At 68.6% G+C, this 9354-nt stretch carries 10 protein-coding genes and 1 pseudogene; 8 read left to right on the plus strand and 3 right to left on the minus strand.

Features of this window, described 5'->3' with window-relative positions; translation table 11 throughout:
* Window positions 1–391, plus strand: a 391-nt coding sequence (locus AB0395_RS46715; protein WP_366294373.1) for a hypothetical protein, incomplete at its 5' end; no start/stop codon positions are given.
* 309 nt (window positions 392–700) lie between these two features.
* Here AB0395_RS46715 and AB0395_RS46720 read toward each other — a convergent pair.
* Entirely contained in the window at window positions 701–901 is a 201-nt protein-coding gene (locus tag AB0395_RS46720) for a hypothetical protein (RefSeq protein ID WP_366294376.1), read from the minus strand.
* Window positions 902–1191: 290 nt separating this feature from the next.
* On the opposite strand from AB0395_RS46720, the gene AB0395_RS46725 reads away from it, so the two are divergent.
* On the plus strand, window positions 1192–1833 hold the full coding sequence (locus AB0395_RS46725) for a hypothetical protein (protein WP_366294379.1): 642 nt from the start codon (window positions 1192–1194) through the stop codon (window positions 1831–1833).
* On the plus strand, window positions 1833–2015 hold the full coding sequence (locus tag AB0395_RS46730; RefSeq protein WP_366294382.1) for a hypothetical protein: 183 nt from the start codon (window positions 1833–1835) through the stop codon (window positions 2013–2015). The genes AB0395_RS46725 and AB0395_RS46730 overlap by 1 nt, the downstream gene beginning before the upstream one ends.
* Window positions 2016–2381: 366 nt before the next feature.
* Here the strand turns inward: AB0395_RS46730 and AB0395_RS46735 are convergent, their stop codons facing one another.
* Both AB0395_RS46735 and AB0395_RS46740 read right to left on the minus strand, forming a co-directional pair.
* Complete coding sequence (locus AB0395_RS46735) at window positions 2382–2747, minus strand: tetratricopeptide repeat protein (RefSeq protein WP_366294385.1); 366 nt, start codon at window positions 2745–2747, stop codon at window positions 2382–2384.
* A 99-nt stretch (window positions 2748–2846) separates the two neighbouring features.
* Window positions 2847–3269: a hypothetical protein gene (locus tag AB0395_RS46740; RefSeq protein ID WP_366294388.1), complete on the minus strand. Its 423-nt coding sequence runs from the start codon at window positions 3267–3269 to the stop codon at window positions 2847–2849.
* Between the two features lie 166 nt (window positions 3270–3435).
* Between AB0395_RS46740 and AB0395_RS46745 the strand changes: the two genes are divergently transcribed.
* From AB0395_RS46745 to AB0395_RS46765, 5 genes and pseudogenes are all read left to right on the plus strand, one after another.
* Window positions 3436–3639 (plus strand): hypothetical protein, encoded by a 204-nt coding sequence (locus AB0395_RS46745; protein ID WP_366294390.1) that lies wholly within the window; start codon window positions 3436–3438, stop codon window positions 3637–3639.
* 784 nt (window positions 3640–4423) lie between these two features.
* Window positions 4424–5491, plus strand: a complete 1068-nt coding sequence (locus tag AB0395_RS46750) for a histidine kinase (RefSeq protein WP_366294393.1) — start codon at window positions 4424–4426, stop codon at window positions 5489–5491.
* A 3-nt stretch (window positions 5492–5494) separates the two neighbouring features.
* A complete protein-coding gene (locus tag AB0395_RS46755) occupies window positions 5495–6181 on the plus strand; it encodes a response regulator transcription factor (RefSeq protein WP_366294396.1) in 687 nt (228 codons plus the stop codon).
* A 32-nt stretch (window positions 6182–6213) separates the two neighbouring features.
* Window positions 6214–7656 (plus strand): nitrilase-related carbon-nitrogen hydrolase, encoded by a 1443-nt coding sequence (locus AB0395_RS46760; protein ID WP_366294399.1) that lies wholly within the window; start codon window positions 6214–6216, stop codon window positions 7654–7656.
* A 269-nt stretch (window positions 7657–7925) separates the two neighbouring features.
* Window positions 7926–8984, plus strand: a pseudogene (locus AB0395_RS46765) (IS701 family transposase); the annotation flags it as partial.
* Between the last annotated feature and the right edge of the window lie 370 nt (window positions 8985–9354).

Below are 9354 nucleotides of genomic sequence, written 5' to 3' on the forward strand. Positions count from 1 at the left end.
CGACAGCCGGGCCACCACGCTGACCAGGAAGCGAAATCGACTCTCAGCCGAATACCTCAGCCCACCACACGAAGATCACGAAAGATCGAGGCTAGACGCCCTCTATCAGGTGGGAGCAGATGAACAGGTCACCATGTTGGCCCAACGAGCCGCCACACGCGTCTCCTTCACCACTCTGACCTCCATTACCAGGCTGTTAGACACCATGTACGGGGTGGAAGCGGACGAACAAGCCGTCGCTCTCTCTGCACGACTGCCCGCTGCCGGATTATCTGGCCTTCCACAGGAGCAAGGCGGCGATAGAGCGTTATATCGGTTCGGCCGAACACAGGACGGGAAGCCAGCTGAACCTTGGGATTGGGATGATCTGATCAGCGAAGACTTCACATAGTTAGCATTGTGTGAGATCCAACTGGCCCGGGACGACACCCGCCGACACCCGCCGACACCTGCCGACAGGAGCCGTTTCCGAGTTCGCCGAAGAGTCCGTCCCTTGGAGCGCTGAGGGGGTGTCCTGAGCTCGCTGCCGTCGAGTGCCGTCAGCAGGTCACCAGGTTGTCGCCGTCGTCGTACAGTCGATCAACGTTTCGCCGGACCCGGGCCAGCGTGCTGAGAAGTGCTAGTCCGTCTGACGCTGTTATGGCGTGCCACCACTCCCGGGTGGGTCGCGGCCGGGCCGGGGCCCGACCCTTCCCTCTGCTCAGTTGTCGGAGTCCCAGTGCTCGTCTCCGACCGCGTTGTTGGCGAACTCGCGGACGTTGTCGTTCACCTGAATCTGGTGATCGATGTCGAGCTGGCGATAGAGGTGCTCGAACTCCTCTTCCGACAGGGTCTCGACATTCACCGCCAACTCCGTGACGATGTCGTCCTGCTCGTCTTCACTCAACGGTTCCTTGCTCATCTGTTCCCTCCCTGGGGTGGCGCCGGGGTCTCTCGATCGTGCGGCCGCCGTCTCGCGCGTGGCTCACCATGCCAGCAAGCCGGATGTCTCCCCTTTTCAGGTCCGCGCGCGGACCGCAGGCGAGGAGCTGTCCATCGTCCGGCCCGTACTCCGGCCACTACGCGCTGGTCTACGAGCCGGGCTGGGAGCAGACGGCCGTTCTCGTCGTGGACTGGCTCAATCGCGTTATCCGCTGAACCCCCGGCTAACGTGCTCAGCACCGCCCCCAGCAACCGAGACGAGGCTCGCGCGTGAACCTGCCTCAGCATGTGTACCACTTGGCCGAGGCGGCGAACTGGCCGTCGATTGAAAAGCATGGCCTCCTACCGGCAGCCGAGCTGATCGCCCGCGCCGGGCTGAGCGGGGCCGACCGCGAACGGCTGGAGCGCTCGCAGCGTCCAGAGCCCATGCTGCTGCCGGACGGGGTTGAGATCCGCGACCAGCGACCGATGCCGGCGTCCGCCCTGCAGTCCTGCCTGGTTGGCCTGGACCCGGCCGACTGGTACGCCTTGGTGAACGTCCGGGTGTTCTTCTGGCTCGACCCGGCCCGGCTCAACCGGCAGCGGGCGGCGTACGGGTCGCGGCCCCAGGTCGTTCTCACCCTGGATACGGTCGGGCTGGTGGCCGACTACGGCGACCGAGCGGCGGTCAGCCCCATCAACAGCGGGAACGCCCGCAGGCGGCCCGCACGCCGAGGGGCGGCGACATTCGTTCCCTACACAGAATGGGTCAGGTCGGGGTGGGCGAGCGAGGCGGTCGCGCTCGGCATCAGGGAGCGGAGGAGGTCGCACCCGCCGACGGAACTGACGGTCATGGGCGCGATCCCCAACGCGATGCAGTACGTGACCGCCATATCCCGGCTCGCAGCGGGTGAGCGGTTCAGAGAGAGTTGATGGCCCTTCTACCCGTATTCGGGTGGCACCCGCTGGCGAGGGTCATCGCGTCGGTGTCGGTCGCGGCCACGGTGCTGGTGTGGCTGGCCCCGGCCGTATGGCCGCCGATTGATGCCGCCCTGGCGGTGACGAGGCTGTCACTGACGCTGTACGGGTTGCGACGCGGACGGCGCCGTCCCTGAGATGGTCATCAACTCCGCACTGCTTCCAGGCTCGCAAGTCAGCAGCGGAGCGGGGACGCCGGGGAAAGCGCCGAGACCAGCCGCCGACTCCTTCAACAGGGTATGCAGGATCCATCTTGCTCTTGAGAAGGTCGATTATCAGGAGCCAGAAACCCGGGCCGACGACAACCGGCACGCTCCGGTTCCGGCCGACGGGGCCGCACCACCGGATTCAACTCCCGCAGGCGCCGCTGGGTCACTCACCTCGCGTCGACGTGGGCGCACAGGGGGCGGCACCCCAACTACCGCTGGCCGACCTCGCTGCCGGGCGTGCCTGCAATCGCACTATCAAATAGACCGAAGCTCCCCGGCCCGTACACTGGTTGATCAAGGCGTGTCGGGTGACAGGACGCCCTGGACGTGCGCCAGGATTTCCTGTGACTCAGCAAGGGCGGCCTGAAACTCCCGCGGATGATCGCGGGCCAGCTCGCGGCGCAGCCGGACCGCCTCGTCGAGGCTGGTGTGCGCCTGCCGCCAATGTCCCAGGCCGGTGAGCCAGACGCCGAGAGTGTGCAGCGCTTTGGCCAGGTAAGGCTCGAACGCCGCCGGGTCCGCCTGAGTCAGGGCCCGATAGAGGCGTACTGCCTCCTCCGAGGCCATCCGCGCCTCCTCCAACCGGCCAAAAGGCACCAGCCATACACCAAGATCGCTCAGCTGTCTGGCGAGCTCGAATTGGTAGGCGTGCGGCTCCACGTCGGCGAGACGCCGGTAGATCTGTACCGTTTCCTGGGCTGCCGACAGGGCTTTCTCTATCTCGCCCAGGGTCCTCAGGCAGACCCCTCTTTGGCAGGCTCAGGTGAGACATCGGGAGGAGATAGCCTTCTGAGCTGCAAGTAGGGCGAGAACAGGACCGTTGACGATCGTGACCTTGACTGTTGCCGACCTGAGTGTCGGTGTGCGTAATGATGGAACCGTGAGTTCGGAGCCAGAGCCGAAGGGGCCGCGGGCCGAGCGGCCCAAGGCGGTCAAGCGGTTGCCGAGCGAGTTGAGCGACGCGGCAAGTTCGCTCCGGAAAGCCGCAGGGTCGGCGGCGGCCAGAGCTCGGTAGAGGGCGACCGCCTCCCGCGCCGCGATCAGCGCCTGGTGGGCCGCACCCCCCTTGGACAGAGTGGCCGACAAGCGGATGAGCGCCCCGGCGAGGCCGGGCCGCGCGCTGCCGGGGGCGGTGCTGGCGAGCTCGCGCTGGATCAGCACAGCCTGTTGGGCGGCGTCCATCGCTTGGCCATGGTTACCCAGCAGGGATAGCTCGGCTGCCAGGCAGTCGAGCGAGCCGGCCAGCTCCAGGGCGAAGTCCCGGCGCCGAGTCTGGGACAACCCGCGGTATGCCGCCGGGGAAGATCTGCTGCGATGGGAACGGCACCTCACGACTCTTCCGAGCATCATGGCTATTCAGGCAGGCTGGGCGGACTCCGAGGCTGAAGTGGCCATTCGGCTGGCGATGTTGACGCTGGCGTCGTCTGCCCATTCCCATATTGACCTGATCGCGCTAAGAACCGTACAGACTCTTCTCAACGCCGATAAGGTAGCCGGAGATCTCGTCGAAAAGGCCCTGGGCGTCGTTGATGACCAGCATTGTGCCGCCTGAGGTGTCGGTGACACTTCAACATCATGACCCACCCACGGCAGCGACGAGGAGGCTTTGTCAGGGAGCGGACTTGGTCGTGTGAACTCGAGCTGCCGGAGTCGGGTCTGACGACAGCCCGCGCCCACTACGGGCACCCCGCCGCAGCATCACCGTATGACGGGCCCGGTCGGGTGAGCGTGCGCCGACCGGTCGGCACGGCGAGAACGGCGGGCTGTCCTCCACGATCGCCGCCCCAAGCAAGCGGGCGAAATCCCGGGCCTGGGCGATGATGGAGTCGACCACGACGGGGGTGTGCTCGGCTCTGTCGTCCACGGGGATCCTGCGGCTTTGGCCTTCAGTACTCCCTGGGAGGTCCAGGACTCCCGAAGCTGCGGCGAGCCGCAAAGTAGGCGGGCTGATCCAGCTCAGCGCGGGTTTCCGTACCGCTCGCCAGAGCCGGATTTCGGCGGCCTGTCCCGGGTCGGCATCGGGGACCGGATTGGCAGAGCGATCGGAGTCAGGGCCGTGAACTGGGATGATGCGGTTCCGGTGACCAGACACAATGCACGTTCTTCTGTCCGGTCAGCCCTCTACTTTGCCCCTGACCACAGCTTCGGGAGTCCTGGGCCTACGCGGCGTTACAGTCCGGCGCGTACATCCCGGAGGGCAGAGAGCAAGTAGCGGAAGTCGTCTGCGGCTCCAACACGGACCTGGCGATCCTGACCGTGTAGTCCGGCGGAATGACCGGGCAGGTCACTCTCGACGGCGATGTGCGGGCTGGACCGGACGATCTACACTCGGCGGAATGACCGCCCGGCGCGAGGACCTCGCCATCACCGTGGTCGCCGTGCTGGCCGCCGTCCTGCCGCTCCTCGTGCCCGAGCCACGGACCTGGTGGCTGTTCGGCCTGGCGGTGCTGTCGTCGGCGCCCGTCTACTGGCGGCGGGACGCGCCGATCCTGACCTGCGTGCTCGTCGGCACCGCCACCAGCGTCATGGTGCTGTGGGAGAAGCCGCTGCTGCCGCTCGGCCCGCTGGTGTGCCTCTACACGATCGCCGCGCAAAGCACGCGGGCGCAGCGCCTGGCCGTCATCCCGGCCACGGTCGTGTTCGTGACCGTGTCGCTGATCGTGCCGCACGAGAAGGCCGAGACCTACCGCTACGTCGCCGTCGCGTACGTCGCCGCGTACGCTCTGGGCACCGGCGCCAGGGCCCGCCGCGCGCAGGCCGCCGAGCTTGAGGAGCGTGAACGCAGGCTGGCCAGCGAGCGCGAGGCCGCCGCGGCCGAGGAGCGCACCCGCATCGCGCGCGACGTGCACGACATCGTCACCCACTCCGTCGGGCTGATGGTCGTGCAGGCCGAGGCGGGCCCGGTGGCGCTGAAGAGCGATCCGGCCAGGGGCGAGGCGGCCTTCGACACGATTGGCGAGATCGGCCGCTCTGCGCTGGTGCAGCTGCGCGGCCTGCTGGGCACCCTGCGCGCCGGCGAGGAACGGCCCGAGCGCCCCGGTCTCGACGCGCTGCCTGAGCTGATCGCCCGGATCGGCCGCGCGGGCGTGCGGGTGGAGCTGGCAAGCCTCGGGGACGCCCGCCCGGTCTCGCCCGAGGTGGACGTCGCCGCCTACCGTATCGTCCAGGAGGCATTGACGAACGTGCTGCGACATTCCGGGGCGCGGGCCGTACTGGTCAGACTTGCCTGGGCGGACGCCCTGCGGCTGGAGATCTCCGACGACGGCGACGGCACGCGCGGCCAGGATGGTGGCCACGGCCTGGCCGGGATGCGTGAACGGGCGCTGGCCAGCGGCGGCACGTTCAGCGCGGGCCAACGGCCCGGCGGGTTCACCGTGTCGGCCGAGCTGCCCGTCGGCGGATGAGCGATGCTGCGCGTGCTGGTGGTCGATGACCAGGACCTGTTCCGGGCGGGGTTCGCGATGATCCTCGACGCCCAGCCGGACATCGAGGTGGTCGGCGAGGCGGGCGACGGCGCCGCCGCCGTGGCCGCGGCGGCCGAGCTGACGCCCGACGTGGTGCTCATGGACATCCAGATGCCCGTCATGGACGGCGTCGCCGCCACCGAGCGCATCTGTGCCGAGACGTCCGCCAAGGTACTCGTGCTGTCCATGTTCGACCTGGACGAGTACGTCTACGGCGCGCTGCGGGCCGGCGCCGGCGGCTTCATCCTCAAGGACATCAGGCGCGAGGAGCTGGCCCAGGCCGTGCGCGTGGTCGCGGCGGGGGAGTCGCTGCTGGCCCCCGCGGTCACCCGCCGCCTGGTGGAGGACCTGGTACGGCGGCCGGGTCACGGCGTCGCCCCCCGCCTGGCGGCCCGCCTCGACCTGCTCACCGACCGGGAATTGGAGACGCTGCACCTGGTGGCGGGTGGGTTGGCCAACGCCGAGATCGCCGCGCGGCTGGTGGTCAGCGAGCACACGGTCAAGACGCACGTCAGCCGCATCCTCACCAAGCTGGGCCTGCGCGACCGGGTGCAGGCGGTGATCTTCGCCTACGAGGCCGGGCTCGTAGTCCCCGGGAGTGACCTGGAGGATCGCGCTCCAGAGCGATGATCCCGCCGCCCGGGATGCGGAGCATGGACGGCATGAAAAGCTGGAAACTCGCCGTCGCGGCCGGGCTGTCGGCCGTGCTGTTCGCCCTCGGCACCGGGCTCCACCCGATCTGGTTCCTCACCTGGCTCGCGCCGCTGCCCGTGCTGCTGGCCGCCGCCCGGGTACGTTTCCGCCTCGCGCTCGCTGCGGCCTTCGCCGCGTTCGCTGCGGGACAGGCTCCCCTGTGGCTGTATTTCCTGAACGTGGTGGAGATACCGCTCCCATTGATGGCGGCGCTCATGCTCGGTCTTGCCCTGGTTTTCGCCCTGCTCGCCGCGGCCTCGGGGGCTCTGGTACGGCGCGGCCGTCCGCTCTCGGCTGTGGTCCTCCCGTCCGCGGGGTGGGCGGCGACGGAGTACCTGCTGTCGGTGCTCGGCCCGTACGGCGCGTGGTGGAGCCTGGGCTACACGCAGGCCGACGTGCTGCCGGTGCTGCAGGCCGTGTCGCTGACCGGCGTGTGGGGGGTCACGTTCCTGCTGCTCGCCGTGCCGTCGGCTGCCGCGGTCCTGCTCTCGGGCACGGTTGGCCGCCTGCGGGTGGCGCTGGTGGTGTGGGTCGTCCTGGTGGCGGTACTCGGCTACGGAGCCTGGCAGTTGCGCGCGCCCGAGCCGGGGGCGCGCGTCGCGCTGCTGGTCACCGACCACCCCAACGACGCCATCCCGCTGGACACAGCGCAGGGCCGCACGCTGGTGGCCCGCTACGCCGAGCAGGTAGAGGCGCTGGCGGCGCGCGGGGTCCGGACGGTGGTGCTGCCGGAGAAGACGTTCCTGGCCGACGACCGGACGCTGCCGATGCTGGCCTCCGCCCTGACGCGGATCACCGCTCGGCACCGGGTCGACGTGGTGGCCGGGCTGGTCCTGCGGCGCGGGGACGTGCTGACCAACGTGGCGCTGGGCTATCCGGCGGGTGGCGGGCGGCCTTCGGAGTACACCAAGCACTTCCTCATCCCCGGGCTGGAGTCGGAACTGACGCCCGGCAGCGGGCTGACGGTCCTGCCCGGCGGGTCGGGTCTGATCATCTGCAAGGACCTGGACTATCCGGGGCTGGTGCGCTCCTACCGCGAGGCGGGGGCGACGGTGCTGTACGCGCCCGCGTGGGACTTCTCCACCGACGGCTGGCTGCACGGGAGGATGGCCCTGGTGCGCGGAGTGGAGTCTGGGGTGACGGTGGCGCGGGCCGCGCGGGCGGGGCGCCTGGTCATCAGCGATCCGGCGGGCCGCGTCGTGGCCGAGACGGAGTCGTCGTCGGCGGACTTCGCCACGGCGATCGCGCCCCTGCCCGCCGCGGTGGCGCCGACGCTTTACGCGCGGGTGGGGGACTGGTTCGCGTGGCTGTGCCTGGGGCTGACGGCTGTTTCGCTGATCGCCGGGTTCAGGGTACGGCGAACGCCGCAACCCGAGCCGGAGCCCCGGATCCCGGTCGACGTCAAGTCGTAGGGGGCGCTTGCGCTGCTCGCCACGTCGTCACGGTGACGAGCCCGTCGCCGATCTTGCCGCACGCTACGTCGTCACGGCGGGACGCGTCATCACGGCCTAGTACTCCAGCCGTAGATCGTGAGGCGGGGCGAGGTCGTGCGCATGTGAACCTGTGGGGCTAGGGCCACAACTACGACGGACGGCCACCGCTGTGATCATTCAGGTGTGATGGAACTGAAGATCATGCGGTGGCCGCGTTGGCCAGACTAGAACACCTCAACGCCACTCGTCTGCAGAGCGGACTGGACGATGCCTTCGCTCGAGTGGCAGGCCGCTTCAGGAGGCGAGAGGTACGGCTGCGCGCCCGTTCCTGCCTGCAAGGGCTACTGTCCGGCCTGCACCGCACCACCGGCTGGTCGTTGGCCGAACACGCCGGGGAAGCCACCCCGGACGGCATACAACGACTGTTTTCGACCGCCAAATGGGACGCCGACGCAGTGCGCGACGACATCCGCGACTACGTGATCGACCACCTGGGCGCCCCTGACGGAGTGCTGGTCGGGGACGACACCGGTTTTGAGAAGAAGGGCACCTGCTCGGCCGGGGTGCAGCGCCAGTACACCGGCACCGCCGGAAAGATCACCAACTGCCAGATCGGGATGTTCCCCGGCTACGCCACCATCCGGGGCCGCGCCCTGCTGGACCGGGAACTGTATCTGCCCCGCACCGCCTGGATCGCCGACGCCGACCGGTGCGCGAAGGCGAAAGTCCCCGACCAGACGGCCTTCGCCACCAAACCGCAACTGCTGCAGGCGATGATCAGCCGGGCGATCGCCGCAGCGGTGCCCTTTGCCTGGGTCACGGCCGATGAGGCCTACGGCGACAACGGGCCGCTGCGCCGATTCCTGGAAGAGCGGCAGCTCGGCTACGTGCTGGCCGTGGCCCGCCACCATCAGATCACCACCGGCGCGGGCAAGGTCCGCGCCGACGCCGTCGCGGCGAAGATCCCCAAGAGCGCCTGGCAGCGGCACTCTTGCGGTGCCGGCGCCAAGGGGCTGCGGCGCTATGACCGGGCTTTGGTGGCCACCACCGGCCCGGCTCATCGGCTGCTGATCCGCCGCTCGGTCAGCAAGCCGTCTGAGCTGGCCTTCTATCTGTGTCACACGCCGATACCGGCCCCGTTGTCCCGTCTGGTGGCCGTGGCCGGAGCTCGTTGGAGTATCGAGGAGTGCTTCCAAGCGGGCAAGAACGAAACCGCCTTCGACCACTACCAAGTTCGCCTTTATCCGGCCTGGTACCGCTACATCACGCTGGCCATGCTCGCGCTCGCCTTCCTCTCCGTCACCCGAGCCGCCCTGGCCGATGAGCCAGGCGCCTCGGCCGGAGGTGAGTCGAAAGCATCCAGGGAAGGTGGCATGGGACCGGCCGGGCTACCGATCGTGATCTCCGCTAATGAGGTTCGTCGCCTCTTCGCGTTGTTGACTCGACCAGCCATCGATGAACAGCACATCCAGCACTGGTCAGCATGGCGGTTACACCACCAGGCGCGCGCTCGACGAGCCCATTACCAGCGACAACGCATCAAAGATCACTAAGTACGGCTGGAGTACTAAGCGGCGTGCACCGCGACGGCGAACACATCGCCGCCCCGCTGGCCGTCTACGGTTTGTAGGGGTCCCCGTAGCAAACAGCGGAAAATCCAACGAACCGTGTGACACG

Origin of the sequence: Streptosporangium sp. NPDC051023 (assembly GCF_040689595.1) — a bacterium.
GTDB lineage: Bacteria > Actinomycetota > Actinomycetes > Streptosporangiales > Streptosporangiaceae > Streptosporangium.

Bases quoted from the DNA above. Each gene is read 5' to 3' on its own strand.
- AB0395_RS46720 (WP_366294376.1), bottom strand. From the start codon at position 901: ATGAGCAAGGAACCGTTGAGTGAAGACGAGCAGGACGACATCGTCACG.
- AB0395_RS46730 (WP_366294382.1), top strand. From the start codon at position 1,833: ATGGCCCTTCTACCCGTATTCGGGTGGCACCCGCTGGCGAGGGTCATC.
- AB0395_RS46740 (WP_366294388.1), bottom strand. From the start codon at position 3,269: ATGGACGCCGCCCAACAGGCTGTGCTGATCCAGCGCGAGCTCGCCAGC.
- AB0395_RS46745 (WP_366294390.1), top strand. From the start codon at position 3,436: ATGGCTATTCAGGCAGGCTGGGCGGACTCCGAGGCTGAAGTGGCCATT.
- AB0395_RS46750 (WP_366294393.1), top strand. From the start codon at position 4,424: ATGACCGCCCGGCGCGAGGACCTCGCCATCACCGTGGTCGCCGTGCTG.
- AB0395_RS46755 (WP_366294396.1), top strand. From the start codon at position 5,495: ATGCTGCGCGTGCTGGTGGTCGATGACCAGGACCTGTTCCGGGCGGGG.
- AB0395_RS46760 (WP_366294399.1), top strand. From the start codon at position 6,214: ATGAAAAGCTGGAAACTCGCCGTCGCGGCCGGGCTGTCGGCCGTGCTG.